This window comes from Anaeromassilibacillus sp. SJQ-1, from assembly GCF_046693725.1.
In the GTDB taxonomy this organism is placed as follows: Bacteria; Bacillota; Clostridia; order Oscillospirales; family Acutalibacteraceae; genus Anaeromassilibacillus.
Map to the genome: position 1 here is coordinate 175,387 of NZ_JBKEIV010000010.1, position 26,418 is coordinate 201,804.

The following is a 26,418-nucleotide window of genomic DNA, read 5'->3' on the forward strand; positions in this document are numbered from 1 at the left end:
GTGCGGCCACAGGATGGGAAAGGAATGATCCAAACATGAAAAATGAAACGGTCATATACGGTATCAACGGCCCAGTCGTCACGGTCAAGGCCGCGCAGTCTTTCTCCATGATGGAGATGGTGTATGTCGGGAAGGAACGGCTGGTCGGTGAAGTCATCGGTATCACCAGCGCTTTTACCACGATTCAGGTATATGAAGAGACTACAGGCCTTCGCCCAGGAGAACCCGTAGTAGGAACGGGCAGCCCAATGAATGTCACGCTTGGTCCGGGCATCTTGGACAACATCTTTGACGGTATTGAGCGCCCCTTGAAAGCAATTGAAGAGGAGAGCGGTGCATTCATTTCCCGCGGCAGTTCCGTATCCTCGCTGGATTCCCAGCGTCAGTGGGAAATTACTGTCACTGTCAAACCGGGAGACCGGCTCAACAGCGGGGATATTTATGCTGAGTGCCCGGAAACACCGATCATTCGCCATAAATGTATGGTACCGCCACAATTAAACGGCGTTGTTCAAACGGTTGTCCCAAATGGACTGTATCGCATCAATGACACGATTGTGACTCTACAAGATGAGAATGGAGTACTGCATGCGCTCTCCCTCTGCCAGAAATGGCCGATCCGTATTCCGCGCCCAGTCTCTCAGCGTCTGCGGACCGATGTCCCATTGATTACCGGACAGCGGGTGATCGATACGCTCTTCCCCATCGCCAAAGGCGGCACAGCTGCCATTCCTGGTGGATTTGGCACGGGCAAAACCATGACGCAGCATCAGCTTGCGAAATGGTGTGATGCAGACATCATCATCTATGTCGGATGCGGCGAGCGCGGCAACGAGATGAGCCAGGTTCTGGATGAGTTTTCGGAATTGATCGACCCGAAATCCGGCCGTCCCATGACGGACCGCACGGTCCTGATTGCTAATACAAGCAACATGCCGGTGGCGGCGCGCGAGGCGTCCATCTACACCGGTATCACTTTGGCCGAATATTACCGCGATATGGGCTACCACGTCGCCATCATGGCCGATTCCACCTCCCGTTGGGCGGAAGCTCTCCGCGAAATCAGCGGACGCTTGGAAGAAATGCCGGCCGAGGAAGGCTTTCCTGCCTATTTGCCCAGCCGCCTGTCGGAATTTTATGAGCGTGCAGGCATGACCAAAAACCTCAACGGGACGGATGGTTCCGTCACGATTATTGGCGCCGTATCCCCGCAGGGGTCCGACTTTTCAGAGCCAGTTACACAGAACACCAAACGTTTTACCCGCTGTTTTTGGGCGCTGGATAAAGCGTTGGCCTATGCCCGCCACTATCCGGCAATCAACTGGACCCAGAGCTATAGCGAATATTTTGGCGATTTGGACCAGTGGTATACCGATCATGTCGGCGAGGAATTTGTCAAGTACCGTCAACGCATCTCCCATATCCTCCAGGAGGAAAATCAACTGATGGAGATCGTCAAGCTAATTGGTTCCGATGTTTTGCCGGACGATCAAAAACTGATTATTGAGACCGCGCGTGTCATTCGTGTCGGATTCCTCCAGCAAAATGCATTCCATGCAGACGATACCTTCGTACCACTGGAGAAACAAAAGCAAATGATGCGTGTCATTTTGCACCTCTATAAAAAAGCCAAGCAACTGGTCGCGGCCAGTGTCCCGATTTCTGGAATTGTCGAAACCGGTTTGTTTGACAAGTTAGTCAAAATGAAATACGACATACCAAACAATCAGCTGGAACAGTTCGACGAATATGTTAAAGAGATCGATGAAACGCTGTCCAGCATTGTCAACGCATAGGGAAGCAGGTGATAATATGATTCTGGATTATATCGGTGTCAAGGAGATCAATGGCTCCTTGATCGTTCTGGACGATGTAGAAAATGCTTCCTTTGAAGAGGTAGTCGACATCCGCATGGACGATGGCACGATGCGCCAGGGGCGTATTGTGCAAATGGAGGGCAAGCGCGTCGTGATTCAAGTGTTCGAAGGCACACGTGGTATCTCCCTCCAAAACACACGCACGCGGCTGTTGGGCCATCCGATGGAAATGCCGCTCTCTCCGGAAATTTTAGGGCGCGTCTTTGACGGCGCTGGCCGTCCGATTGACGGATTGGGCGATATTTTCCCGCTCAAGCGCGCGAACATCAACGGTACGCCGATCAACCCGGTCTCTCGAATTTATCCAAAGAACTACATCAATACCGGTATTTCCACCATTGACGTTCTGATGACCTTGATTCGGGGACAGAAGCTGCCGATCTTCTCCGGTTCCGGCATGAAGCATAACGAGTTAGCTGTCCAAATCGCACGTCAAGCCAAAATCAAGGATGCGAACGAGAACAATTTCGCCATCGTCTTCGCCGCCATGGGCGCCAAAAACGATGTAGCGGAATACTTCCGCCGTTCTTTTGACGAATCCGGTGTTCTACAAAAGGTGGTCATGTTCTTAAATCTTTCGAACGACCCGATCATCGAGCGTATATTGACCCCCCGTTGCGCTCTGACGGTTGCAGAATATCTTGCTTTTGAACTCGGCATGCATGTATTGGTCATCATGACGGATATGACGTCCTATGCGGAAGCGTTGCGCGAATTCAGCTCCAGCAAAGGCGAAATTCCCGGAAGAAAGGGTTATCCGGGCTATCTATATTCGGACTTGGCCTCCCTGTATGAACGCGCAGGCATGGTTCGCGGCAAAGAGGGGTCTGTCACACAGATTCCGATTCTTACCATGCCAAACGATGACGTCACCCACCCGGTCCCCGACTTGACCGGTTATATCACCGAAGGACAGATTGTTCTGGACCGCAGTCTGGACAACAGCGGCATCTATCCGCCAGTGTCCGTTCTCCCTTCGCTTTCCCGCCTGATGAAGGACGGCATTGGCGCCGGCTATACGCGCAAAGATCACTCTGCATTGTCCAATCAGCTCTTTGCCGCCTATGCAAAGGTGATGGATGCGCGATCACTGGCTTCCGTCATCGGCGAAGAAGAGCTTTCCCCTACAGACAAAAAATATCTAGAATTTGGCAAGCGATTCGAGAATCAATATGTCAACCAGGGATTCAATGAAAACCGCAGCATCGATGAGAGCCTTGACCTTGGTTGGAGGCTGCTGGCCACATTGCCGCGCGAAGAACTGGACCGCGTGGATGATGCTCTGCTCGATCAATATTATGAAAAGGCCAAAAAGCAGCTTGAATCAGAGGCGGAGCGAAAAGTCCAACCCGCCGAACAAGCGCCGTAACGTTGTGCCGGTAAGGAAAAGAGGGAACCCATTATGGCTAATCAAGTCGTACCTACCAAAGGAAACCTCCTGGCTACCAAGAAGTCCCTGGAACTCTCCCGTACTGGATTTGAACTGTTGGATCGGAAGCGCAATATCCTGATTCGCGAAATGATGGCGTTGATTGATCGTGCCAATTCCATCCAAGGAAAGATCGATCAAACCTATGAGGATGCCTATGCGGCTTTGCAGAGAGCTAATATTACATTGGGAATCTGCGGTGAACTTTCTCAGACTGTCCCGCTGGATGACGGTCTGAACGTAGCCTATCGCAGCGTTATGGGTGTAGAAATTCCCATGGTTTCCTTGACACCGCGCGATATCCCCATCCCCTTTGGCTTAAATACAACCAACATCCTGTTGGACGACGCCTATAATAAATTCAACGAAGTCAAGCGTTTAACCGCTGAATTGGCAGAGGTCGAAAACAGTGTGTACCGGTTGGCAGACGCCATCAAAAAGACGCAAAAGCGTGCCAATGCCTTGAAAAATATTATGATTCCTCGTTTTGAACAAACCGTCAAATTTATCACAGACGCATTGGAGGAAAAGGAACGCGAAGAATTTTCTCGTCTGAAAGTGATCAAAAGCCAAAAGGCCGAAAGGTCTGAGATTGCTTAGAAGTTGAGAGAAAAGCATAAGCACGCTGTCCCACTTTAGTCAAAGATCTCTTATCGGATTCGATCTTGCATGGGGGATTGCAAAAATAAAAACACAAAAACATGGGGTGGATTGCAAATAATCCACCCCGATGTTTTTTGAATTTGATTTATAAAAATGTACGTTTTAAATGCTTTAGATGTCCTCCAAGTCGACAATAGTCTTGTCCTCTGTAGACGCATAGTTCAACTTCTCGACGATCACCTTGGTATCACGCGCGATGACCAGCTCTTCGTTGGTGGGGATGACATAGACTGCCACCTGGGAATCAAATGTGGAAATTTTCCCTTCCTTGCCGCCAACCATCTCTTCGTTGCGTTCTGCATCGATCTTCAATCCGAGATAACGCAGGCCGCGGCAAATTGCATAACGGTGGTGCGGCTGATTTTCACCCAAACCAGCGGTAAAGACGACTGCATCCAGACCGTTCATCGCCGCCGCATAGGCGCCAATCTGCTTGATAATCTGATAGGCCAGCATATCATGTGCCAGGATTGCGCGCGGATTGCCTTCAATTGCAGCCTTCGTAACGTCGCGGTCGTCACTGGAAACACCGGAAACACCGAGCAGGCCCGATTTCTTATTGAGGACCTCATCCATTTGGCTGGGTGTCAAATTCTCTTTTTCCATCAGGAAGGTGACAATGGATGGGTCCAAAGAGCCGCAGCGGGTTCCCATCATAAAGCCATCCAGCGGCGTCAATCCCATACTGGTATCAATGACACGGCCATCCTGGATTGCTGCAATCGAAGAACCGTTCCCAATATGGCAGGTCACCATCTTGATGTCCTCCAACGGCTGATGCATCAAATGCGCACAATGGCGGCTGACATACCGGTGGGACGTTCCATGGAAGCCATAACGGCGGATTCCATATTTTTTATAATACTCGTAGGGGATCGCATACATATAGGCCTTGGGCGGCATTGTGGAATGGAACGAAGTATCAAATACCACAACCTCCGGAAGCTCTTCGCCAAATACCTTTTGGCAGGCAAGAATCCCTTCCAGCTCTGGGCCATTGTGCAGCGGGGCCAATGGGATCAAGCTGCGAATTCCCTCGATGACCTCATTGTTGACTAGAACAGACTTCCGGAAAATTGATCCGCCCTGTGCTACACGGTGGCCAATTGCACTGACCTCGTCCAGATTCTTAATCACGCCCACCTTTGCATCGGTCAATGCTTGTGTGACATACATGAATGCATCCGTGTGGTCCTTCATCGGGACCTGAACCCGTTTTCCACGGCCATCGGACGTTTTATGAATAAAGATGCTGCCGTCCATACCGATTCTTTCGCAATTGCCTTTGGCCAGCATCCGCTCGCTGTCCATGTCGATCAGCTGATACTTCAACGAGGAACTACCAGCATTGATAACCAAAACTTTCATTGGAAACCTCTCCTCCTGTTTTGCAGTGCACTGTCCCTCAGGATATATCGGGGATTTCGTCCGATACAGCCACACTGCTCTTTTCATCCGATATTGTCGTTTGGATAAAACAGAGAAAAATCTCTTTGGAACCAAATTTATTTTAAAAACATCAGACAATATGGTATTATTATAATAGTACAAGAATCGAACAAATTCAAGGAGTTTTCCAAGGAAATGCAGATTGCCGGAATTATTTGTGAATACAACCCGTTCCATTTGGGACACCTTGCCCTAGTAAAGGAAACCCGCAGGCAGGGCGCCACGCATATTGCCGCCGTTATGAGTGGAAACTACGTGCAACGCGGTGAGCCCGCCCTCCTCGATAAACATATGCGTGCAAAGCAAGCGCTCCTTTGCGGTGTGGATCTCGTTGTGGAGCTTCCCCTTCCCTGGGCGATGGCCCCCGCAGAAAAATTTGCACAGGGCGGCGTTTTTTTATTGGATTGCCTTGGGGCAGATGTCATCAGCTTCGGAAGTGAATGTGGGGATGCCGCTCGCTTGCTCTCTTTAGCGGATATCTTGCTCTCCCCTACATTTCCACCACTCCTGCATGATGAACTCGCCGCCGGTTGTACATTTGCCCGTGCACGGGAACGCGCCGTGGAGCGATTGGCTGGTCCAGATACCGCCCAGATTCTACAAAGCCCGAACAACACGCTGGGAGTAGAATATTGCAAGGCCATCCGCACCCTATCCTCGTCCCTGCGCGTCTTTACCATGAAGCGGATCGGCGCCGCACATGACTCTTTGGATATGAATGTACAAGCGGCCAGTGCCAGCCTGATCCGTTCTCTTACTGCTGAAAACGGGGCCTTTGCTGCCCACATGCCAACAGCGGCAGCGATGATTTTGCAAACTGAATTGGAAGCTGGACACGCTCCTGCATCCTTAACGCGGATGGAACGCGCCATTTTGGCAAAACTAAGAACCATGGAGCCAGCTGCATTCGCTTCTTTACCGGATGTCAGCGAAGGATTGGAAAACCGTTTGTACGCCGCTGTTCGAACAGCAGATTCACTTGAGACGCTCTATCAATCCGTCAAAACCAAGCGCTACCCTTTGGCAAGAATCCGCCGGCTGGTTCTCTCGGCTTTCCTGGGGATCAATCGTACCCATGCCGCAGGCCTTCCCCCGTATGTACGCATATTGGGAATGAATACGCGGGGAGCAGAAATTTTGCATGTATCAAAAATGACCACAAAACGCCCTATCATCGCCAATTCATCGGATATTTTATCTCTTGACAATGATGCGCGAAATGTGATTGAATTAGAGAGCCAATCAACGGACGTATATTCCCTTTTTCTTCCAATCCCCCAGCCCTGTGGGCGAGATTGGACGGCAGGAATATGCAAGATACGGGACAATATGCAGCTTCCTTTCCAGCATGATTCCGTCTCTTTTGCGGGGCCTCCGCAAGAATAAATTTTCATTTAAAGGACGTGTCATTCTTTTGGAGCTCAAGGAAATTGATTTTGAAAATTATGGAAAGTGTGTACAGCTCTCCAACGGCGTCATTGATGTTGTTGTGACCATCGATTGTGGTCCACGTATTGTACGCTTTGGGTTTGTTGGAGGCGAAAATGTTCTGTACAACGACTTGGAGCGCAAGTATAAAATGCAGAACGCATTCATGGACGACTATTATTCCGAAGGGGCGGCGTGTTATTTCTATGGTGGACACCGATTATGGCTCGCCCCTGAGAAGATGCCGGAATCCTATTTTCCAGATAACGATCCGGTCATTTATGCATTGCTTCCGGACGGCGTGACCTTTTCCTCGGCAAAACAGAAACAAAATGAAGTTCAAACCCGTTTGGAAATCGTTATGGGGGAAAACTCCTCTGATGTGATGCTGGTACACAGTGTCAAGAATTTTTCTAAGGATCGACAGATGCTCTCCCTTTGGCCCATCACGATGGTTCGTGGGGGCGGTTTGGAAATTATTCCACAAAACCGCGTTAATGAGGAGGATGAACTCCCGCCGAACCGTGTTTTAACGTTTTGGCCCTACACCGATCCGCGGGATAAACGTCTTTACATTGGAAACCGGTATATTACGATTCAGCACGATTCGTCGAACGAAAAGCCTCTTAAACTTGGCACCAATAATGCGCTCGGATGGGCCGCCTATGTAGATCGCACGTATACCCTCATCAAACGCTTTGTGCAGTCCGACGCTGCTTATCCGGATTACGGCAGTTCTTATGAGACGTATTGCAATGGGGATTATCTTTCCATGGAAACCATGAGTCCACTTTACCAGATTGAAGCGGGCGGGGCGTTGCGCCATGTGGAGAACCTTTCTTTGTTCCATACTTATAGTGATGTCTCCCCTACCGATGAAGATGGGATTACCCATTATATAGAAAATCTAAAATAATACGATTCTGTTGCAAAATAAAACAAGCGCCGGCAAGCAAATCATCCGCCCGGATAAGGATGTATTGTAGTTCTAGAGCGGCCCCAGGATGTTACGGCATCCTGGGGCCGTTTTGTTATGCCTGGCCGATGCAATTAAAGTAAATATTGACCTGCTGGGTATAGTGCTTTTTCTTGTACCGTCCGGAACGCTCGTGTATCTCAATTCTCTGGATAAACTCCCGCACCAGTTCCGGCGTTCGTTCCGCAATATCTGTGTACTTGTCCACCAGCTTGCGGAAGCGGTCGGCGTTCTGAAGCGTGTCCTGCCAGTTTGCAATCTCGTCTTTGAGCGTTTCTGTCTTTGCCTCCAGCTCCGCCTTTTCCAGTTTATAGCCTTTTACCAGTGTTTGAAACTGCCCGTCGGAGAGATGTCCCAAAACCAGCTCCTCGAAGGAACGGCGGAACAGCGTTTCCAGGTCTTTCAGCCGCCGTCCTCCCTTGTCCAGTTCCCGCTGCTTGGCCGCAAGCTCCTTTTTCACTCTGCTCTGGTGGCTGCTGGTAAGCCGCTGGAACAGCTCGTCCCAATGTTCCCTCGCCTCGGCAGACACCCGCCGAATCTCGCTCAGCACGATCTGCCGCAAGGCCGCTGTTTTGATGGTGTGGGGCGTGCAGTCCTCCTTATGGCAGTGGTACTTGCCGCAGACGAAGGTGTACTGGCTCTCGTCCCAGCTCCCGCACCGGCAAAGGTAGTACCGTGAGCCGCAGTCCGTGCAGTAAACCAGCCCGGAGAGCATATCCTGCTGTCTCATCTTGATGGGCCTCCGTTTGCCCTGCCGTACCCGCTGGACGATCTCCCAAGTGTCCAGGTCGATCAATGGCTCATGGGTTCCCCCAAAGCGGAGTATCTTGTCCGGCGGGTTCAAAAGGCTCTTTTTGTTCTTGAAGGATGGGGTATAGGTCCGGCAGTTGATGGTATTGCCGATATATTCCTCATGCTCCAGAATGCCGGCCACCGTGCTGCCGGACCGGGTGTAGGGCTTGTCCAGATTCAGAGCAGAGTTGCGGCCCCCTTTGGTGCGGTATGCGTAGGCGGTAGGGGTAAGGATCTTCTCCCGCGTAAGGATTCTGGCGAAACAGTAGGTTCTCTGCGGCTCGATCATGCCCCCTTTCTCCCGAAAACGCTGTAAGACGTTTTTTCGGGCAATCTTCAAAAATCACACCTGTAAAATCCGTTGAAAACACTGCTTTCAAGCGGCTATTCCTGCCTTACCCCGGAAAGCTCCTCTTTTCGGGTAAGCCCCTGTGGGGCCGGTACTGACGGCCTGCCCCGCGCCATAAGGGGAGCCTTCTTCCGTCCGGCAAATGAAAAAGCCATACACGATCCGAAACTATCTGTTCCGGCCGTGTATGGCTTCCTGTTTTTGATCTTCCGCCGAACTGCTTTGGGATGTAGACAGAACCGTACCGTTCGGGGTATTGTGTCTTCTCCCTGTCTTACAAAGAGAGTAGCGCAGGTGAAGGGATTTGTCAAGAGCACTTGCTGAAATTTCCTTTATGCGTGATGACATGAAGGCTTATGATAAAGCGCAGGATCGATTGGTTAAGATCCAACTATAGGCGATGAAATATGTCCAGAAAATATTTTTTCTGCTCAACCATTTTGCGCCTTATAGCCCTCGCCCCAGATCCACATGGCATCCAGGATTGGTTTCAGGCTTTTTCCAAGTCGGTCAGGCTGTACTCCACCCGTGGCGGGACCTCTGCGTATACTTGGCGATTGACAAGGCCCTTTTCTTCCATATCCCGAAGCTGGGCGGTCAGAACCTTCTGCGATACGCTGCCAATGGATTTCTTTAACTCTCCAAACCGCTTTGTTCCAGGCATGAGGTCACGCAGAATCAGGACTTTCCACTTGTCTCCGATCAGCATAAGCGTTGTTTCTCACCGGGCAGGCGGGCAACTCCTTTGTTTGCTGCATGGTATCACTTCCTTTCAATAGTTTCTTTTTAAGTAACTACAGCACAATAAAGTGCTTACTTTACAATAGATACTTACAGATTTATTATAATATTGCAAGACAAAAATTGCAATCCCCAAAACCTACATTCAAAATCAGGAGGTATTCATCTTGAACGAAGTCGTAAAGTTTTTGCAGGAAAATCCCGTACAGTATCTGGCTACTGTAGGCCGTGACGGCAAGGCCAAGTGCCGCCCCTTCATGTTTGCCGGTGAACTGGACGGCAAGCTGTGGTTCTGCACCAACAACCAGAAGGAAGTCTACAAAGATATGCAGGCCAACCCCAATATCGAAGTTTCCGTTTCCAGCCCGGCCTATGCGTGGATTCGTCTGAACGGCAAGGCTGTGTTTGAGAACAACATGGCTGCCAAGGCTATGTGCATCCAGAACCCCATCGTCAAGGGGCAGTACGGCGAGGCTACCAATCCTATCTTTGAGGCGTTCTACCTGAAGGATGTTCATGCAGTAATCGCCGACTTCTCCGGCAACCCGCCCAAGGAATACGACCTGTAAACAGAACTCAAATATCTTCGGGGCAAGGTGAAATTCCTGACCGGCAGTAACAGTCTGCGAACTGCAAGGGCAGCCGAAACGGTGCAATTCCGTTACCGACAGTAAAAGTCTGGACGAGAGAGGATATGACAAGAACAGCCCCGCAAGTGTCAGACTTCGCGGGGCTTGTTCTTAATCTAAATCATATCTCAATAGGAGAATTATGGAGAAAACAATTACTGTCCGAAGGAAATCATCCATCCAGAATGTGCGTATGCTTACAATGACCGCCGTACTTTCTGCCATCGCCTTTGTGCTCGCTTTTTTTGAATTTCCTGTTCCGCTGTCTCCAACCTTTGCGCGTATGGATTTGTCGGATTTGCCCGCACTGATCGGAGCTTTTGCATACGGTCCTGTATCGGGCATATTGATTGAATTTGTCAAAAACGCCTTGCAGCTGCTCACTTCCTCTACTGGTGGAATCGGTGAACTTGCGAATTTTATCATGGGAAGCAGTTTTGTGGTAACTGCCGGGCTTATCTATAAATTTCACAAAACAAAGAAAACGGCGATGCTTGCCTGCTTGATTGCCAGCATCGTTATGGGAGTTGGAGCGGCCATTGTCAACTACTTTATTCTGCTTCCCATATTTGAAGTATTTATGCCGCTCGACCAACTGATTGCTTCTTTTGGTGAGTTTATCCCATTCATCAAGACCAAATTGGATGTTGTACTGTTCAATGCATTCCCATTTAATTTGCTGAAAGGAATTGGGATCAGCATTGTCACCATGCCGCTTTACAAACGGCTTACCCCTACCTTAAAGGGCAGGCTGAAATAGGAGGTTCCTTATGCAGACAAAAGATTATTTGCAATACATCGTGGAGAAAATCCACTCCACCGTTTTTGCCACGACGGACAGCGAGGGACGACCAGTCACCTGCGCCATTGACATCATGGACTACGATGAAAACGGCCTTTACTTCCTGACTGCAAAGGGGAAGAATTTTTATAACCGTTTGAAATCCAATGAAAATATCGCATTTACCGCCATGAAGGGCGAAGATACCCTTTCCTGTGTGGCCGTGTCGGTGCAGGGTAAGGCAAAGGAAACCGGGCCGGACAGCCTGCCCGACCTGTTCCGAAAAAATCCGTACATGGAAAAAATCTATCCCGATGTGCGCTCTCGCAGCGCCCTTACGGTTTTCAGAATTTACGAAGGGACGGGAGAATGGTTTGACCTTTCCAAACAGCCGATTGAACGCGCCAGTTTTTCCTTCGGTGGTGCGCAGACAGAGAAAACCGGCTACTTTGTGACAGACAAGTGTATTGGCTGTAAGCTGTGCTATTCCAAGTGCCCGCAGAAGTGCATTGATATTTCGGCAAAGCCCGCCATCATCCGGCAGGAACACTGTTTGCATTGCGGGAACTGCTATGAGATCTGCCCACAAGGGCGATTGAGCGGAGGTAAGACGGATGACACAGGACGAAAGATCGGATTATCTGCTCCGCTATCTGCTGGCGGAACGCAAAGAATATACAGAGATTCATGTGCCGGATACTCTCTCGGAAAGCGGCGGCTTCTGCGCAGCCTGATGAATGTACGCCCGCCTATCCCGGCAAGTGAGGATTTTCTGAATGTATAAGACGCTTACCTGCGGGAGCGTCTTGCCAAAAAGGGTGTTACAAAGCTGGCCGATCTGGCGCCGGTACAACCTGGACTTTATCTCTGGCAGGGTGATATTACTACCCTTGCCGCTGATGCTATTGTGAATGCGGCAAATAGCCGGCTGCTGGGCTGCTTCGTCCCCTGTCACGGCTGCATCGACAACGCCATTCACACCTATGCGGGGGTACAGCTTCGTCTGGAATGTGCCCGTGTCATGGCGGGGCAGAAGAAAGAAGAACCCGCCGGCAGGGCAAAAATCACGAAAGCGTATAGCCTGCCATGCCGCTATGTACTGCACACCGTTGGCCCGATCATCTATGGAGCCGTAACAAAAAATGACCGGGAACTATTGGCAAGCTGCTACCGCACCTGTTTGGATCTGGCGGCGGAAAAAGGCCTACATAGCGTAGCCTTCTGCTGTATCTCCACTGGCGAGTTTCATTTCCCGGCTGACCTGGCCGCACAGCTCGCCATACGGACAGTCAGGGAATGGCAGCAGAAAAATCCTGATAAAATCGAGGTGATTTTCAATGTTTTCAAGGATAACGACTATGAAATCTACAACCGACTGCTACGATAATATTACGCGGCTCAAAGAGGAACTGGACACGGCGGACGCAGTGGTGATCGGAGCCGGTTCCGGGCTTTCCGCTTCCGCCGGGTTCACCTATACCGGCGAACGCTTCCGCCAGTATTTCGGGGATTTTATTGAGAAATACGGCTTCCATGATATGTATTCCGGCGGCTTCTATCCCTTTGACGGTCTGGAAGAACACTGGGCATATTGGAGTCGGTATATCTACATCAACCGGTATCTGGATGCCCCAAATCCGGTTTACCATGACCTCTTGAAGCTGGTGCAGGACAAAGAGTATTTTGTTCTGACCACCAATGTAGATCACTGTTTTCAGAAGGCCGGGTTTGATAAACACCGTCTGTTCTACACCCAGGGCGACTATGGCCTTTGGCAGTGTTCCAAGCCCTGCCACCAAAAGACCTATGACAACGAAGCTGTTGTCAGAAGAATGATGGCTGAACAAAAGGATATGAAAATTCCCAGTGAATTGGTGCCGCACTGTCCCCGTTGTGGTACACCTATGTCCATGAACCTGCGGGCGGACGATACCTTTGTGGAGGACGAGGGCTGGCACGCCGCCGCCCAGCGTTATACGGATTTTCTGCGCCGTCACGAGGAGCAACATATTCTCTTTCTGGAACTGGGCGTAGGCGGCAATACACCGGCCATTATCAAATATCCATTTTGGAGGATGACCTATCAAAATCCCAAGGCGGTTTACGCTTGCGTCAACCTGTCAGAAGCATACTGCCCGAAAGAAATCCAGAAGCGGGCGATTTGCATTGACGGGGATATTGGAAAACTTTTGTGTGAACTGTGCCTTAAACCCAATGCAGCCGCTAAAAGCCAGGTATTTCACACCTAAAAAAGATTTTTGGGCGAATATCATTGGAGATTGTGTGGGCGACATGCTTGCAGATGATTGGTTAGGTGTGTGTATGGAAGAAATCATTGTGGTACGGGCAGTTGATTCGGACGGCACTATTTTTCAGACGATTATGGCCGCATTGCACGATAAATCAGTCCAAACTGTAGAAGTATCCTCTTCCATACTATCCTTTGGCGATGTCGAACTTTATCCGGCATTTCGGCGTGTGTTAAAAGCCGGAAAAGAAATTCATTTGAACTATGGAGAATATTCCATGCTATATTGCCTTGTGAAACATTCAGGCAGAGTATTTACAAAAGATCAACTCTATGCCTCGGCTTGGGATTCAAAACGGTATTTCGGTTCCAATACAGTAGAAACACAATCTGCCGTCTGCGAAAAAAGCTGGAGCCTGATCCACGGCATCCAATATACATTAAGAAGATAATTCAGGTTGAATACAAATTCGTGCCGCCGGAGAAAGTATAAAAATTGTCCATGAGCTGCATTGGGAGAACAAGAAAATCCGGGAGAGGAATAAAATCCTCTCCCGGATTTTTTTGTCATCTTGCGGTTAATACAACCGTCTGCAATACAATCTTTTCAACCATGCTCTTTAAGCTGTTCCAGTGGCGCGTGCGCTCCAGAATATCGCTTGTCACCGGCATGGGATCGTCAAGCAGAATCCATGGGATCAGACGCTCTACTTGTTCTGCGGCATCTTTTTGAACCCGGTGCATCATTTCCATGAGTGATTCATTCATTTTTTTAGTGCCATATAGCGATCCGGGTGATTGTGCGCAGATAAGCGAGCGCCATCCTCCCATATCGCCCCAGCGGACGGTCATCTTCCGCACAGCTGGAATTTTAAATGTTTGGCAATAACACATCCCATCCTGCTCATGGTAGGATAAGTTAAGATTCGGCTTTTGCATTTTTGTGTGCCTCCATTGATTTGGATTTTGTCGCAAGTCCATGAAACCAATCTGACTCACACTCTATCAAAAGTCTTTCTTAACATCCTTATCCGTACGGGCCGAATGTTTGCCGGCGCTTGTTTTATCATTAATTCCCGTGTACCGTATACAGAAAAACCATACGATAGCTTTTTAAAGTGTTCCAAAAATGCGGTCCCCTGCGTCTCCCAACCCGGGAACAATGTAACCAATCTCATTTAGATGGTCATCTACAGCAGCGCAATAGATCTGAATGTCCGGATGCGCCTCGGTCAAAGCTTTTACCCCTTCTGGCGCCGCAATAATGCACATAAATTTGATACTCTTCGGATGGCTACGCTTAATGATGCTGATGGCGTCAATCGCAGAACCACCGGTCGCAAGCATGGGGTCCAAAACGATTACATCGCGCTCCGTAATGTCCTGCGGCAACTTGCTGTAGTACTCCACTGGCTGAAGAGTCTTGTGATCGCGATAGAGACCAATGTGCCCGACCTTTGCTGCTGGAACCATCTCCAATACGCCTTCTACCATGCCAAGACCCGCGCGCAAAATCGGTACAAAGGCCAATTTGCGGCCTGCAATTACCTTTGTAGTCGCCTCTCCCATCGGTGTCTCGATATGCACCTCCTGAAGAGGAAGATCGCGTGTCGCCTCATAGCACATTAACATCGCAATTTCGCCCACTAACTCACGAAACTCCTTCGAGCCCGTATTTTTATCACGCAGGTATGTGAGCTTGTGTTGAATCAACGGATGGTCCATGACAAAAACCTGATTTTCCATTTGTTTTCCCCCATTTTATATTCAGTGATGAATAACGTCCCAATCGAATCACAGCGCAGGCGGCACTGTATTTTCCCTATGTTTCTTTATAGCTCTCCGCGTTCTATTGCAGCAATCTGATCCACCCGTCTCTGGTGGCGCCCACCTTCAAACTCTGTTGATAAAAAGACTTTGACCAATTCGACCGCTTTCTGTTCGTCGATCACACGTCCTCCCATGCAGAGAACATTCGCGTTGTTATGGCGGCGGGTCATCTCCACACAATAAGAATCAGAACATACCGCTGCACGGATTCCATCCACCTTATTTGCAGCAATACTCATCCCAATCCCTGTGCCACAACACAAAATTCCATATTCTCCTTCGCCCTTCACCACTCCATGCGCCACTTTTGAAGCGATGGGCACATAATCAATCGATTCCGTGTCAAACGTTCCAAAGTCTTTACATGCAATAGCATTCTGTTCCAAATATTTTTTGATTGCGTCCTTCAAACCGACGCCGCCGTGATCGGCTCCTAACAAAATCATGCAATTCCTTCTTTCTATATTCCATCAGGCCACTTTAACAGAAAACTGCGGCACTGGCACGCCCCCATCCGGGGTTGCATAGACATAAGTCTGGGTCCCCGTCGCATTTGCTGCGGCCGTTACTGCATAAATAGCATAATTACCGGATGTTTTTGCCAATTGAACGCCCACAGCTCCGTTTCCTGTACGAACATGGGGCAAGATCAAGGAACCTCCCCCATTATAAGTCAACTTAAAGTAATAGGTCTGTCCCGGGTGTAAAGTCAGCTGGCCACTTGTATCGCTCTGATAAAGCTCGCCTTTGACTGTCAATGGGAATTTTTTAGACGTTCCACTTTCGGTGATGATCTCAATATCCGTGCTTCCCTCCTGGAGACCTTCCAGCTGGAAATAATACGAACCATCCGTATCTGCCCGCAATAATTCGACCTCTGCAATCTTACTGTCCGCAGCACGCGCAACCACTACTTGGTTTGGCGACGCCTGTGCCTTAAAAACATACGTGGAACCCTTTCGACATGTATAAGCAGTGGTATCCACCGTTAAGGTCGTATTCGAACGATACTTCGTCTCCATTTGTGAAATGAACTGCTTCCAATCCATATTGTCCAAAATGGTGCTATAGGCGGGCGATGGAAGGTGCTTCCAGTTTTTATGCTGATTTTTGCTGTTTCCCGCCTTCATGTCGCTGGTCAATAACATGTCGGCTGAATATTGCCCCGGCCGATCCGGTGCGCTGTCATCCCATGTAACGTCCACATGATACCAAGCACCGTCCAGCTGGACTGCATTCCAAGCGTGGTTCATCGTATCGCTTTCTACAATTGCGCACGGAATTCCCAGCTGTTGCATCAGCAACTCAAATGCCAATGAGTATCCTTGGCAAACCGCTTTACGTTTTACCAATGCACCATATGCAGTATAAGAATCCCTTGGAATCGTGTCCTGTTGATAATTTTCGTAATCGTAAGCGCAGGTCAGCGCCAAATAATTATGAATCTGTACAACCTTTTCTGTTGCCGTCATAGTGGGATCAATACACGAAAGCGCCGCCTGCATGGACTGTGTCAATTCCTCCCGCATACTTTGTACGGTCGCTTTATCGTACGTATTTCGTGGAATCATATCCACAACGATTCCATTCTTGTTGGCGTGGTACGTACAGCCTTCCACATAAAATAACCACGGGTCCTCACGCAAAATGGCATCATACAAGTTGGAAAACTGCTGTTCTGTGATCTGGTACTGGACCAATTGGATGCTCTCACTCATGTTGGTTAAACCTTTATGAATAGCCTCCTTGGCCTGCTCCAAGTTGCTTTCCGGCTCCTGTTGGACAGTCGAAACCGCGGCAGCATTCGACCCAACCTCTGCTGCAAAAGCAGAAGGCCCCCAACTGGACGTCAGCAGAAGCACAGCTAAAAGTGTGCTGACAAGTCGTTTCCTCTTCATCTTGATTCCCTTTCCGGCTACATTTGAGCAGCCTGCCGTTTTTTCAGTTCTCGTTCCGCCTGCGGCATACGCAGGTAGACCGGGGCTAAAGCCGCAGCAGTCAGGGTCTCTCCTCTTTTATATAACCCCTCTGCAACCTCCGCAACCCCCCAAGCGGTTTGGTACAAAGGGACTCTGGCGGTAATTGAGCGCCAAGAACTCGTAATCGTTCATTATTATAGCACAATTTTGCGCCATCACCAACTAAAAACAATGATTTTTGTCTCTCCAACTGTTCCAGTTCTGCTACAAGATCCACGATGGCAAGTGCACGGTCCTCCGTTATCCGCGTGATGGTTCCCTCTTGTGCCCGGAATAAAGCATTATATACCTGCCCACAGCGGGCATCCATCACCGCACAGATCCAGCCATCCACATGCGCTAAATTGTGCGCCATGGCTTCCAACGTGGAAACACCCACACAGGGCTTTCTCTGGGCCATTGCAAGCCCCTTGACACTTGCTACGCCAATTCGTACGCCAGTAAACGACCCTGGTCCAGCTGAAACAGCAAACAAATCGATGCTATCCAACGATATACGGGCACAATCTAACACCCCACCAATCATTGGCATCAAAGTCTGACTATGGGTCAAACGCGTATTGGTAAAAAATTCCCCCAACCGTTTGCCGTCCTCCCGAATAGCGGCAGATGCAGCACCGGCTGAAGAGTCTATTGCAAGGATTCTCAAAGAATCATCCCCTCCATGTTCAATCCATCGATCTGGAAAATCCGCTCGTCCTCTGTCGCGCCGCGTGAAATTTCTATACGCACAGCGTTCTCGGGTAAAGCATTTTCAATATTCTCACTCCACTCAATCACCAACACGCCGCCACAATTTAGATAATCAAAGAAGCCCGTGGAATAGAGATCATCCCAACCATCCACACGGAACATGTCAAAGTGAAAGATGGGCATAAGCCCATGATACTCATGAACCAACGCGAAGGTAGGGCTGGAAACACCGTCCTCCACACCGAGTCCTCGCGCCAGCCCCCGTGTAAAGGCAGTCTTTCCCATTCCCATGCCGCCAAACAGCGCCAGTACTTCTCCTCCAGAAAGTTGCTGAGCGATTTTTTCTCCCAACACTTCTGTTTCCCTCGGAGAATGGGTTACGTAGGTCAAATTTCTCACCTCAGAACAAGCCAGATATTTTTCCGCAAGCGTCCACATCAATTCGTTCTGCCGCCGGTTCTTTCGGCAAACCAGGCATAGTCATGATGTCTCCCGCGTAGGCCACTACAAATCCTGCGCCATTGGAAAGCCGCAGGTCTCGAATTGTAATCTGAAACCCCGTGGGGCGCCCCAACAAGGCTGCATTATCCGAAAGAGAATACTGTGTCTTGGCAATGCATACCGGCATCGAATCGCCGCCGAGAGCTGCAATTTCTTTGAGCGCCTTCTCTGCCTGCGCGGTATAGGTCACGCCATCCGCACCGTAGATTTCCTTCGCAATGACCGCGATCTTTTCGCGCACAGGCAAATCGCTTGCATAGACCGGCTGAAATGCAGAGGGCTGTTCTGCAGCCATACACACCTTGCGGGCTAAATCCATGCCGCCCTCTCCGCCTTTGGCAAATACCTCGCTGAGTGCGAATTCCGCACCGTTTTCTTTACAATACTGTTCAATATACGAAAGCTCGGCATCCGTATCCGTTCCAAAGCGATTGATTGCCACCACCACAGGGATGCCATACTTACGCATATTCTGGATATGTGCTCCCAGGTTGACAATTCCTCTTTTCAAAGCTTCCATATTTTCGTTTCCTGTCTCTGCCTTTGGAACTCCGCCATTGTATTTCAGTGCGCGAGCGGTTGCGACAATCACTACTGCGTTGGGCTTCAATCCTGCTAAACGGCATTTTATGTCAAAGAATTTCTCTGCACCCAAGTCGGAACCAAATCCTGCTTCTGTGATGCAGTAATCCGCCAATTTCAGCGCCAAACGGGTAGCGCGTACAGAATTGCAGCCATGCGCGATATTCGCAAATGGACCGCCGTGCATAATAACTGGCGTTCCTTCCAACGTCTGAACCAGATTCGGTTGGATCGCCTCGCGCAACAGCGCTGCCATCGCCCCCTCTGCTTTCAAATCTTTTGCATAGACAGGTTCCCCGTCCAGATTATACGCAATTAAAATTTTCCCCAAGCGTTCCTTGAGGTCACGGCTATCCGATGCCAAGCACAGAATTGCCATTACCTCGCTGGCCACTGTGATGATGAATCCATCCTCACGTGGAATTCCATTGAGCTTTCCTCCAAGCCCTACCACTACATTTCGCAGTGCGCGGTCGTTCATATCCAGACAACGCTTGATGAGTATACGGCGCTGGTCAATGCGCAGAACATTTCCCTGCTGCAAATGATTGTCGAGCATAGCACAAAGCAAATTATTGGCCGAAGTCAAAGCGTGCATGTCACCTGTAAAATGGAGGTTGATGTCCTCCATCGGTACCACTTGTGCATAGCCGCCACCTGCTGCTCCACCCTTTATTCCAAATACTGGCCCAAGGGACGGTTCTCGCAGGGCGATGATTGCTTTTTTGCCGATTTTCGCCATGGCCTCTCCAAGACCTGCTGTTGTAGTGGTTTTGCCTTCCCCTGCTGGGGTTGGATTGATTGCTGTCACCAGGATCAATTTGCCATCTTTCTGATCCTTCAGGCGATTATACAGAGAATCGTTCAATTTTGCCTTATATCTTCCATAAGGCTCCAGCTCCTCTTCGCCAATACCAAGAGAAGCGGCGATCTCTGCGATGGGTCTCATCTCTGTCTGCTGGGCAATCTCGATATCCGTCAGCATTCCCATTCTCCTTTTCAAAACGGCGCGGTATCTCTTCCGGCCAACCGCGCTCCAAATCATAGAATTATCAAAATTATACCACAAGAGGGCAAAGTAGAAAAGGGATAAACCAATCCGTTTTGTAGATCGTCGTCCATTTCGAAATCGTAGGGAATGTGTTATAATAACCTCACGCCGTGACCAGAGCCGGTTCCGCTAAAGCTCGCCTCCTTCCGACGGCTGAGAGAGCATTGAAACATCCGGCTTTGTGGCTTCGCAAATTTTCTCTTGGCACCTTTCCATTCTTCAAGCTTGGATGTTTTAGATAACCTCACATCGTAACCGGAAGCCGGTTTCGCCAGAGCTTACCTCCTTGAACAATTTGGCCTAAAGCGGCTAAACAGGAAACGTGGTTCTTTATTTCATAAAAAGAGCTACATCGTCCTTTGTCAAACAATCAATAAACCGGAAAAGGGGTTTTAATATGTGGATTCTAGAACAATATCGAAAAGCTGGATGTTTCTTTCGTGAAAAACTATGCAAACTGTTTCTCGTCCTCTGTATTTCATTTGTTGGGTTGAGTGTTCTGTCCGGCATTGCTTTAGCTACCTATCCAGATATTTTAAATGAATTCATCCAGCAGATTGTTACTGGATTTGAGGAAAAAGGTCTCTTTGAGGAAGGTGGCGATCTCATTTTTTCACCTGTTTTTTAACAATGTCACTGCGTCTGCCACTTCAACGATTCTGGGTGGCATTCCCTTTTCTTTCTGACAGTGTTGCCAGTCCTTGCAAATGCACTGGTACTCGGAGCGATGGGTGCCCTTTATCAAACGTATGGGATCGGCCTCGAAGTATTCTTCGTTGGGATTCTACCACATGGAATTTTAGAACTTCCCGCTCTACTGGCTTCGTTTGCTCTTGGTCTGTATTTGTGTTGGGTGCTCACAGCCAAAATTTGTGGACAGCGGGAACGCTCTTTTTTCCAAGCACTTAACCAGTCAGCACGTTTTTATGTGCTGATCGTTCTTCCTCTTCTTTTCGTGGCCGCTGTCATTGAAACCTATGTGACCCCTGCGTTGATGCAGATATGCTTCGGGGCTTAGCAGGTATCCCAATATCTCGATCATCTTTTAAGATTTCCTTAAGAAATCAATTTGGTTTTTTGTAAGGAGTTTCTCCTATCATAAAAATACGGACAAAACTTTGGGTAAAAAGGATTTGAGACTATGAACGAAGGTAGTATTCTGGTGGTGGACGACGATCATGAGATCGTTCGATCGATTGCAATTCATTTGGAAAGAGAAGGATATTCCGTTTTGTGTGCCTACAATGGCCTGGAAGCATTGGATACCGTGATGAGCCAACAAGTCGGTCTGATCATCATCGATGTGATGATGCCAAAAATGGATGGCTTATCCGCCATTATGAAAATTCGCGAGAAGCGTAATCTTCCAATCATTGTGCTCTCGGCCAAAAGTGAAGACACCGACAAAATCCTGGGCCTCTCTATGGGAGCAGATGATTACGTAACAAAACCTTTCAATCCTATGGAATTGGTGGCGCGCGTGCGTTCCCAGCTGCGCCGGTATACCAGCTTAGGCGACATTCATGCACAGCAAGGAAATCATATGATTGTAAATGGCCGTTTAAGCTATAATACCGAGGAGCATAGCTTGGCCGCAGATGGAGAACCAGTCAAATTAACTGCAACGGAGACAAAGATCATCGATCTTTTGATGCGGAACATCGGCCGTATTTTTCCAGCAGAAGAAATCTATCGTCGGGTTTGGAATGAACCTGCATTCTCCGCTGAGAATACGGTGATGGTTCATATTCGCCGCATTCGTGAAAAAATCGAACTCAACCCAAAGGAGCCCGAATATCTAAAGGTGGTATGGGGAATTGGATACAAAATTGAAAAAAAGTAAAGCAATTGTCAGCCTTGTCAGCTTTTTCCTCAGCATAGGCATTTTAATCGCCACCGCCATTTTTGGCATATCATTTCTGGTTAATTACGATTATGCCATGCAGTACATCGACGACTTGTATCAAGAAGATTATCAGGAAACCAATGCATTCCGTTCCGAGCTCTCTCGGACCCTCAATTATATTTTGCGTTCGATGAACGCCTATTCAAGTACTTCTACAGGGGCCGTTTGGGAAGGAGACGACCTTGCTAGCCCCTACGAAGACTACATCTATTACCTTTCTGAGGATAACAATTCATTTGGATTGGATAACGATACAGCAAGAAACCTTCTATATCAGGCGGGAACTTCTTCGGATACGGACATGTACACCAACGATACGGAGCACAGAAACCTTTATCGAGGCGCTCTCCCCGATGGATACAATTTTCGCCTGATCTTTGATGGGAAAACCGTTTCTATCGAAAAAGATGGGAAAACAATCGACGTCTATGGGGACGGTTTTTACCGCAGTAACGCAGGGATGTGGAATGTACCGGGTTATGAAAACATGGCATCTAATTCTGCGTATGAAGACCTGCGTGTCTGTTTAGTGGCACGGAAAGTCCCTGTCGAACCGGTAAATGGATATAGTGCACTCTATGATATTACGCAGCGAGGTGCAGAAACGCTTTTGTTTCTCCGGATCTGGGGTTGTATTGTCATCCTCTCCGTCATTCTATTGGTGTTTGCGTTCCTTTGGAGAAAGGAACGGCGGGAGTTGAGCCGCCGGATCGCCGCAAGAACGGCTAAAATGTATTTTGAATGGAAATTCGTCTTTGTGATTCTGGTCATTATACTAACCACAGGATTTACCAGCAGCGGTATCCCTTCAAATGTGATCTTTTTCCTTTTATCGTTACCTGGATACTACGTGATTGCAGTCGATTTGCGCTACAATCGTGGGAGTTGGCGGCATAATGTCATCAATACCATGTTGCACCGCCATGCCAAGCACCGTAGCGAACTTGAACAGAAACTCCCTTTAGAGCGTCGTCTACTGGAACGTTGGGACGACTTTATGAAATGTGAAGCGGTTACCTTTGGCATTGGACTCTTTCTCAGTATCATTACGGTCGGTCTACTGGCTCCGATCACCATCGCATTAATGGTATATTTCGCCTATCGCTATGGCAAGCAACACCGGCAGCTTGCTCAGGATTTAGGACGTCTGACCACACAAATCACGGCCGTACAGCAGGGCGGAAATACAGCGCCTCTTTTATTGCCGCAGGATTCCGATCTGCGGGAAGCTGCACATTCCCTAAACGACATTGAACAAGGCATTAGCACAGCTGTGGAAGAGCGGGTCAAAAGCGAGCGAATGAAGGTGGAACTCATTACCAATGTGTCCCACGACATCAAGACGCCGCTGACCTCTATCATCAGTTATGTGGACCTTCTCGAGCAGGAGGATGGCCTTCCTGACCATGTGAAGGATTACATCAAGATTTTGGATGAGAAATCCCTACGATTGAAAAATATGATTCAGGATATTTTTGATGTCAGTAAGGCGGCCAGTGGAAATATGGACCTCCAGATGGAACCTCTCGATCTCGGAAAACTGGTTCGCCAAACACTCGCCGATATGGACGAAGCAATTGTCTCTTCTCAACTTCTCTTCCGTGTGGATATTCCAGAACAACCGGTTACCATTACAGCGGATGGCAGACGGCTTTATCGGGTATTTCAAAACTTGGTTACCAATGCTTTGCGCTATTCGCTTGAAGGGACGCGCGTCTTTGTCACATTGACAGAAGAAACGGGTGCTGCTTGTGTCACGTTGAAGAATATCTCTCGATATGAGCTCGATCCAACGGTAGACATTACCGAACGTTTTGTTCGTGGAGATTCTGCACGTTCAACGGTTGGAAGTGGACTTGGCCTTTCCATTGCCAAAAGTTTTACAGAAGCTTGTGGTGGCGAATTCTCTGTTCAGATCGATGCGGATTTCTTCACTGCCCGTGTCCAGTTCCCCCTTTCATAATTGCTCAAATATATTGGCCGGAGCCTAAGTATTGGGCTCCGTGCCAATTTTTGTTTTTTAATCTTTCCGTTTTTCTGTAACGATTTGTTTATTGTGGATTCAAAATTGCTATGCTATAATAGACGCACAGCATCTTGAAGTTGGCAATTGTTTCGTAGGATTCGCGGCCGTGCCGCGATTTCTTTATATCTAGGATTTTTGATGCTCACCTCTGTTTCGGGAAGTGGGCTGTAAAATATAAGGGGTACACACATGGAACGATTGGGAAAATCCTTTTTAGATTATTTTAAGAGGGCGGACAAGTTCCTTTGGCTGGTCATGATTGCAATCTCCGCCTATAGTCTGTTGCTTTTAAAGACCGTACCTTCTCCAGCTGGAAGGCGCTCTTACTTTGCTACTCAATTGATGGCCATTGCAATCGGATATCTTGGCGCCTGGCTCATCACTTTAATCGATTACCGGGATATGTCCAATCTTTGGTATCTCATTGCAGGATTTTGCATCTTCTTGTTGATATATACCCACTTTTTTGGCATTGCCGTGCAAAATTCCGGTGGTATCAATGCACGCGCTTGGATCAGCATCCCCGGGTTAGGGACTTTCCAGCCATCCGAGCTGGTTAAGATCGGCTTTATTCTCACGTTTTCAAAACATCTCTCTGTCTTAAAAGAACGTGGATTATTGGAACGTCCTCTCCAGGTCGTCCTTTTGGGTGTTCATGCTCTAATCCCCGTTGCTGTAATGTTTCAGCTGCAGGGAGACGCCGGATCTGCTGCAATTTTCTTCTGTATGTTCCTCGCTATGAGTTTTGGTGCCGGCGTACAGCTTCGTTACTTTGTCGGGCTGTTCGCTGCAATTGGAGCAGCTTTTCCCTTGGTGTGGAAATATCTTTTGGACGATTATCAAAAAGACCGTTTCACGATCTTTTTACATCCAGAGAGCGACCCTACGGGCAAAGGATTGCAGCAATTACAAGGGAAAATCTCTATAGGAAGTGGCCAGCTGTGGGGGCGTGGACTTTTTTCTCCGGATTCTCGCGTCCAAAAGGGCAGCGTGCCGGTTCAACAAAGCGACTACATCTTTTCTGTCGCAGGCGAACAGCTCGGTTTTATCGGCTGCATGCTGATTATTTTGCTTCTTTTCCTTCTATTGGTGCGCACTATTTATATTGCACGTCATGCAACAGAACCGCTCGGAAGTTGCATTTGTTTTGGCTTTTTCGGGATGATTGCTTCCCAAATGGCTTTTAATCTTGGCATGTGTCTCAATCTGTTTCCTGTGATGGGTGTCACCCTTCCCTTTTTCAGTGCCGGTGGTTCTTCTGCCGCTTGTCTCTATTTTGGTTTTGGACTCGTACAGTGTGTTGCCATGCATAAGATCAATATGGATATTGTCAAAATACACATGTGATCCTTTCCATCAGCTTTGTTCCATAACTTATATAAAAACAGAACCCTGGCCAGCTTTTGAACAGGTCCCGTAAAAACGGAGAATAGACAAAAGCCCCCTGATGTAGGAAAATGAAAGTACTACATCAGGGGGTATTATCATATCAAAAAAGAAATGGACAAACATCAAAATTCTCGGGGCAGAGATCAACGCAATGCGCGAAGCAAGGAAATCCAGACAAGAAATAGCGGACTATTTCGGCCTTGATAAAGTTCAAATTAAAAACTGGGTTCATCGATACAACAAAGAGGTAAAACGTACGTCATTCGGAATTGCGCCACGCCCAAAGGGGCGTCCGCGCAAAGACGGGCAACCACCTCGGCAGAACGAAAAGAGCGAACTGGAACGGCTTCGCATGGAAAACAAGCGGTTGCAGGATTTTCTGCAATTCACAGAAAGGAAGTGAGGCCAAAAGTAAAATATCATGTGATCTATAGGAACCGAGAGCGTTATCCTGCCTCTGTCATGTGCCGGTTTTTTGAGGTATCCCGGAGTGGATATGATGACTTTGTCCACCGTTTGGAATGCAAGGAGAAGGTGCAGATTTGGCGGAAGCTATCCACGTTCAGCGAGGGCGCTGCTTCAAGATATATGGATATCGACGGATGTGGCTGTGGCTGGAGAAACAAGGTACGCGTCGCAATCCCAAGATAGTTCTGCGAATCATGAAGAAATACGGCCTTTGGGCAGAAATTCGCCGCCGGAGAAAATGGGTTCAGGTGGGGCAACAACTGCACAAATATGAAAATCTTTTGAATCGTCCATTTCAAGCAGACAGGCCCAACAGCAAATGGGTGACCGATATCTCCTACATCCACACCAAAGAGGGAGTGTTGTACCTATCCACGATTCGTGATTTGTATGATAACAGCATTGTTGCCTATAAGACCGGTACACAGCAGACGGTGAATCTCGTTCTGGATACCATCCGCCTGGCTATGATGAAGGAGAAAAAGAGAGTCGCTGCAACGTTCGAGATTCTCCGAAGCGGCGCACGAAACGCGAAAGCGTTTCACGATAAATGCGATAAACTCACACGAGTATGGAAGTCGTTCTGGTTAGATACCGGCTGATCCAACCGCAACTGAACCAAGTAGAGGAC

At 48.6% G+C, this 26,418-nt stretch carries 24 protein-coding genes, 3 pseudogenes and 1 riboswitch; of the genes and pseudogenes, 17 read left to right on the forward strand and 10 right to left on the reverse strand.

The window, feature by feature from the left end; all coding sequences use genetic code 11:
• Nucleotides 1-35 precede the first annotated feature (35 nt).
• The 3 genes from ACGCCZ_RS03920 to ACGCCZ_RS03930 are packed head-to-tail and all read left to right on the forward strand — an operon-like array spanning nucleotide 36 to nucleotide 3,906.
• A complete protein-coding gene (locus ACGCCZ_RS03920) occupies nucleotides 36-1,796 on the forward strand; it encodes a V-type ATP synthase subunit A (RefSeq protein ID WP_054323687.1) in 1,761 nt (586 codons plus the stop codon).
• A gap of 16 nt (nucleotides 1,797-1,812) precedes the next feature.
• Complete coding sequence (locus ACGCCZ_RS03925; protein ID WP_054323688.1) at nucleotides 1,813-3,246, forward strand: V-type ATP synthase subunit B; 1,434 nt, start codon at nucleotides 1,813-1,815, stop codon at nucleotides 3,244-3,246.
• Between the two features lie 33 nt (nucleotides 3,247-3,279).
• Nucleotides 3,280-3,906 carry a V-type ATP synthase subunit D gene (locus ACGCCZ_RS03930; RefSeq protein ID WP_085531874.1) on the forward strand — a complete coding sequence of 209 codons (627 nt, stop codon included), beginning with the start codon at nucleotides 3,280-3,282 and terminating at the stop codon, nucleotides 3,904-3,906.
• Between the two features lie 174 nt (nucleotides 3,907-4,080).
• Here ACGCCZ_RS03930 and ACGCCZ_RS03935 read toward each other — a convergent pair whose 3' ends face one another.
• Nucleotides 4,081-5,337 (reverse strand): acetate/propionate family kinase, encoded by a 1,257-nt coding sequence (locus tag ACGCCZ_RS03935; RefSeq protein ID WP_085531872.1) that lies wholly within the window; start codon nucleotides 5,335-5,337, stop codon nucleotides 4,081-4,083.
• A gap of 216 nt (nucleotides 5,338-5,553) precedes the next feature.
• Here ACGCCZ_RS03935 and ACGCCZ_RS03940 point away from each other — a divergent pair, with 216 nt between their 5' ends.
• Both ACGCCZ_RS03940 and ACGCCZ_RS03945 read left to right on the forward strand, forming a co-directional pair.
• Nucleotides 5,554-6,804 (forward strand): tRNA(Met) cytidine acetate ligase, encoded by a 1,251-nt coding sequence (locus ACGCCZ_RS03940; RefSeq protein WP_411655330.1) that lies wholly within the window; start codon nucleotides 5,554-5,556, stop codon nucleotides 6,802-6,804.
• Between the two features lie 28 nt (nucleotides 6,805-6,832).
• The gene (locus ACGCCZ_RS03945) at nucleotides 6,833-7,762 is read left to right on the forward strand and encodes a hypothetical protein (protein ID WP_085531867.1); all 930 of its coding nucleotides are present in this window, start codon (nucleotides 6,833-6,835) and stop codon (nucleotides 7,760-7,762) included.
• A gap of 115 nt (nucleotides 7,763-7,877) precedes the next feature.
• On the opposite strand, the gene ACGCCZ_RS03950 is transcribed toward ACGCCZ_RS03945, so the two are convergent.
• Together ACGCCZ_RS03950 and ACGCCZ_RS03955 are read right to left on the reverse strand one after the other, a co-directional pair.
• On the reverse strand, nucleotides 7,878-8,903 hold the full coding sequence (locus ACGCCZ_RS03950; protein ID WP_054323693.1) for a DUF4368 domain-containing protein: 1,026 nt from the start codon (nucleotides 8,901-8,903) through the stop codon (nucleotides 7,878-7,880).
• Between the two features lie 491 nt (nucleotides 8,904-9,394).
• A pseudogene (locus tag ACGCCZ_RS03955) lies at nucleotides 9,395-9,721 on the reverse strand (winged helix-turn-helix transcriptional regulator).
• 150 nt (nucleotides 9,722-9,871) lie between these two features.
• Here ACGCCZ_RS03955 and ACGCCZ_RS03960 point away from each other — a divergent pair.
• The 6 genes and pseudogenes from ACGCCZ_RS03960 (at nucleotide 9,872) to ACGCCZ_RS03985 (ending at nucleotide 13,814) form a co-directional block, all read left to right on the forward strand.
• Entirely contained in the window at nucleotides 9,872-10,273 is a 402-nt protein-coding gene (locus tag ACGCCZ_RS03960) for a pyridoxamine 5'-phosphate oxidase family protein (RefSeq protein WP_411655331.1), read from the forward strand.
• 9 nt (nucleotides 10,274-10,282) lie between these two features.
• Nucleotides 10,283-10,402: riboswitch (FMN riboswitch) on the forward strand.
• Between the two features lie 124 nt (nucleotides 10,403-10,526).
• On the forward strand, nucleotides 10,527-11,093 hold the full coding sequence (locus ACGCCZ_RS03965; protein ID WP_411655332.1) for an ECF transporter S component: 567 nt from the start codon (nucleotides 10,527-10,529) through the stop codon (nucleotides 11,091-11,093).
• Between the two features lie 10 nt (nucleotides 11,094-11,103).
• Nucleotides 11,104-11,706 (forward strand): annotated as a pseudogene (locus ACGCCZ_RS03970) (4Fe-4S binding protein); the annotation flags it as partial.
• A gap of 22 nt (nucleotides 11,707-11,728) precedes the next feature.
• A pseudogene (locus ACGCCZ_RS03975) lies at nucleotides 11,729-12,501 on the forward strand (protein-ADP-ribose hydrolase).
• Nucleotides 12,473-13,363 carry an SIR2 family NAD-dependent protein deacylase gene (locus ACGCCZ_RS03980; protein ID WP_054323700.1) on the forward strand — a complete coding sequence of 297 codons (891 nt, stop codon included), beginning with the start codon at nucleotides 12,473-12,475 and terminating at the stop codon, nucleotides 13,361-13,363. The pseudogene ACGCCZ_RS03975 and the gene ACGCCZ_RS03980 overlap by 29 nt, the downstream one beginning before the upstream one ends.
• Nucleotides 13,329-13,814, forward strand: a complete 486-nt coding sequence (locus tag ACGCCZ_RS03985) for a winged helix-turn-helix domain-containing protein (protein WP_411655333.1) — start codon at nucleotides 13,329-13,331, stop codon at nucleotides 13,812-13,814. The genes ACGCCZ_RS03980 and ACGCCZ_RS03985 overlap by 35 nt, the downstream gene beginning before the upstream one ends.
• Nucleotides 13,815-13,929: 115 nt before the next feature.
• Here ACGCCZ_RS03985 and ACGCCZ_RS03990 read toward each other — a convergent pair whose 3' ends face one another.
• The 7 genes from ACGCCZ_RS03990 to ACGCCZ_RS04020 all read right to left on the reverse strand — a co-directional run bounded on the left by ACGCCZ_RS03990 (nucleotide 13,930) and on the right by ACGCCZ_RS04020 (nucleotide 19,932).
• The gene (locus ACGCCZ_RS03990; RefSeq protein ID WP_411655334.1) at nucleotides 13,930-14,301 is read right to left on the reverse strand and encodes a TnpV protein; all 372 of its coding nucleotides are present in this window, start codon (nucleotides 14,299-14,301) and stop codon (nucleotides 13,930-13,932) included.
• Between the two features lie 174 nt (nucleotides 14,302-14,475).
• Entirely contained in the window at nucleotides 14,476-15,108 is a 633-nt protein-coding gene (gene upp / locus ACGCCZ_RS03995; protein ID WP_054323702.1) for a uracil phosphoribosyltransferase, read from the reverse strand.
• Nucleotides 15,109-15,194: 86 nt separating this feature from the next.
• Nucleotides 15,195-15,638, reverse strand: coding sequence for a ribose 5-phosphate isomerase B (rpiB, locus tag ACGCCZ_RS04000; RefSeq protein WP_054323703.1), 444 nt, complete (start codon nucleotides 15,636-15,638; stop codon nucleotides 15,195-15,197).
• Between the two features lie 24 nt (nucleotides 15,639-15,662).
• Nucleotides 15,663-17,090, reverse strand: coding sequence for a transglutaminase domain-containing protein (locus tag ACGCCZ_RS04005; protein ID WP_082402144.1), 1,428 nt, complete (start codon nucleotides 17,088-17,090; stop codon nucleotides 15,663-15,665).
• A gap of 100 nt (nucleotides 17,091-17,190) precedes the next feature.
• A complete protein-coding gene (tsaB, locus tag ACGCCZ_RS04010; RefSeq protein ID WP_411655335.1) occupies nucleotides 17,191-17,820 on the reverse strand; it encodes a tRNA (adenosine(37)-N6)-threonylcarbamoyltransferase complex dimerization subunit type 1 TsaB in 630 nt (209 codons plus the stop codon).
• Entirely contained in the window at nucleotides 17,817-18,254 is a 438-nt protein-coding gene (gene tsaE, locus ACGCCZ_RS04015) for a tRNA (adenosine(37)-N6)-threonylcarbamoyltransferase complex ATPase subunit type 1 TsaE (RefSeq protein WP_143255225.1), read from the reverse strand. Before tsaE ends, tsaB begins: the two co-directional genes overlap by 4 nt.
• 10 nt (nucleotides 18,255-18,264) lie before the next feature.
• Complete coding sequence (locus tag ACGCCZ_RS04020; protein WP_085531840.1) at nucleotides 18,265-19,932, reverse strand: formate--tetrahydrofolate ligase; 1,668 nt, start codon at nucleotides 19,930-19,932, stop codon at nucleotides 18,265-18,267.
• A 463-nt stretch (nucleotides 19,933-20,395) separates the two neighbouring features.
• On the opposite strand from ACGCCZ_RS04020, the gene ACGCCZ_RS04025 reads away from it, so the two are divergent.
• The 6 genes from ACGCCZ_RS04025 to ACGCCZ_RS04050 all read left to right on the forward strand — a co-directional run bounded on the left by ACGCCZ_RS04025 (nucleotide 20,396) and on the right by ACGCCZ_RS04050 (nucleotide 26,389).
• On the forward strand, nucleotides 20,396-20,626 hold the full coding sequence (locus tag ACGCCZ_RS04025) for a hypothetical protein (RefSeq protein ID WP_411655336.1): 231 nt from the start codon (nucleotides 20,396-20,398) through the stop codon (nucleotides 20,624-20,626).
• Nucleotides 20,627-20,680: 54 nt separating this feature from the next.
• Nucleotides 20,681-21,016: a stage II sporulation protein M gene (locus ACGCCZ_RS04030; protein WP_411655346.1), complete on the forward strand. Its 336-nt coding sequence runs from the start codon at nucleotides 20,681-20,683 to the stop codon at nucleotides 21,014-21,016.
• 123 nt (nucleotides 21,017-21,139) lie between these two features.
• Nucleotides 21,140-21,841 (forward strand): response regulator transcription factor, encoded by a 702-nt coding sequence (locus tag ACGCCZ_RS04035; RefSeq protein WP_054323708.1) that lies wholly within the window; start codon nucleotides 21,140-21,142, stop codon nucleotides 21,839-21,841.
• Entirely contained in the window at nucleotides 21,816-23,867 is a 2,052-nt protein-coding gene (locus ACGCCZ_RS04040) for a sensor histidine kinase (RefSeq protein ID WP_411655337.1), read from the forward strand. Before ACGCCZ_RS04035 ends, ACGCCZ_RS04040 begins: the two co-directional genes overlap by 26 nt.
• 252 nt (nucleotides 23,868-24,119) lie before the next feature.
• Nucleotides 24,120-25,277, forward strand: a complete 1,158-nt coding sequence (locus ACGCCZ_RS04045; RefSeq protein ID WP_054323710.1) for an FtsW/RodA/SpoVE family cell cycle protein — start codon at nucleotides 24,120-24,122, stop codon at nucleotides 25,275-25,277.
• Nucleotides 25,278-25,840: 563 nt separating this feature from the next.
• Nucleotides 25,841-26,389, forward strand: coding sequence for an IS3 family transposase (locus tag ACGCCZ_RS04050; protein WP_411655338.1), 549 nt, complete (start codon nucleotides 25,841-25,843; stop codon nucleotides 26,387-26,389).
• The last annotated feature ends 29 nt before the right edge of the window (nucleotides 26,390-26,418 follow it).

Bases quoted from the DNA above. Each gene is read 5' to 3' on its own strand.
- upp (WP_054323702.1), bottom strand. From the start codon at position 15,108: ATGGAAAATCAGGTTTTTGTCATGGACCATCCGTTGATTCAACACAAG.
- ACGCCZ_RS03985 (WP_411655333.1), top strand. From the start codon at position 13,329: ATGCAGCCGCTAAAAGCCAGGTATTTCACACCTAAAAAAGATTTTTGG.
- ACGCCZ_RS04050 (WP_411655338.1), top strand. From the start codon at position 25,841: ATGCAAGGAGAAGGTGCAGATTTGGCGGAAGCTATCCACGTTCAGCGA.
- ACGCCZ_RS04005 (WP_082402144.1), bottom strand. From the start codon at position 17,090: ATGAAGAGGAAACGACTTGTCAGCACACTTTTAGCTGTGCTTCTGCTG.
- ACGCCZ_RS04025 (WP_411655336.1), top strand. From the start codon at position 20,396: ATGTGGATTCTAGAACAATATCGAAAAGCTGGATGTTTCTTTCGTGAA.
- ACGCCZ_RS03965 (WP_411655332.1), top strand. From the start codon at position 10,527: ATGCTTACAATGACCGCCGTACTTTCTGCCATCGCCTTTGTGCTCGCT.
- ACGCCZ_RS03940 (WP_411655330.1), top strand. From the start codon at position 5,554: ATGCAGATTGCCGGAATTATTTGTGAATACAACCCGTTCCATTTGGGA.
- ACGCCZ_RS04045 (WP_054323710.1), top strand. From the start codon at position 24,120: ATGGAACGATTGGGAAAATCCTTTTTAGATTATTTTAAGAGGGCGGAC.
- rpiB (WP_054323703.1), bottom strand. From the start codon at position 15,638: ATGATTTTGTTAGGAGCCGATCACGGCGGCGTCGGTTTGAAGGACGCA.
- ACGCCZ_RS03925 (WP_054323688.1), top strand. From the start codon at position 1,813: ATGATTCTGGATTATATCGGTGTCAAGGAGATCAATGGCTCCTTGATC.
- ACGCCZ_RS03930 (WP_085531874.1), top strand. From the start codon at position 3,280: ATGGCTAATCAAGTCGTACCTACCAAAGGAAACCTCCTGGCTACCAAG.
- ACGCCZ_RS03920 (WP_054323687.1), top strand. From the start codon at position 36: ATGAAAAATGAAACGGTCATATACGGTATCAACGGCCCAGTCGTCACG.
- ACGCCZ_RS04035 (WP_054323708.1), top strand. From the start codon at position 21,140: ATGAACGAAGGTAGTATTCTGGTGGTGGACGACGATCATGAGATCGTT.
- ACGCCZ_RS03950 (WP_054323693.1), bottom strand. From the start codon at position 8,903: ATGATCGAGCCGCAGAGAACCTACTGTTTCGCCAGAATCCTTACGCGG.
- ACGCCZ_RS03990 (WP_411655334.1), bottom strand. From the start codon at position 14,301: ATGCAAAAGCCGAATCTTAACTTATCCTACCATGAGCAGGATGGGATG.
- ACGCCZ_RS04020 (WP_085531840.1), bottom strand. From the start codon at position 19,932: ATGCTGACGGATATCGAGATTGCCCAGCAGACAGAGATGAGACCCATC.
- ACGCCZ_RS03935 (WP_085531872.1), bottom strand. From the start codon at position 5,337: ATGAAAGTTTTGGTTATCAATGCTGGTAGTTCCTCGTTGAAGTATCAG.
- ACGCCZ_RS03980 (WP_054323700.1), top strand. From the start codon at position 12,473: ATGAAATCTACAACCGACTGCTACGATAATATTACGCGGCTCAAAGAG.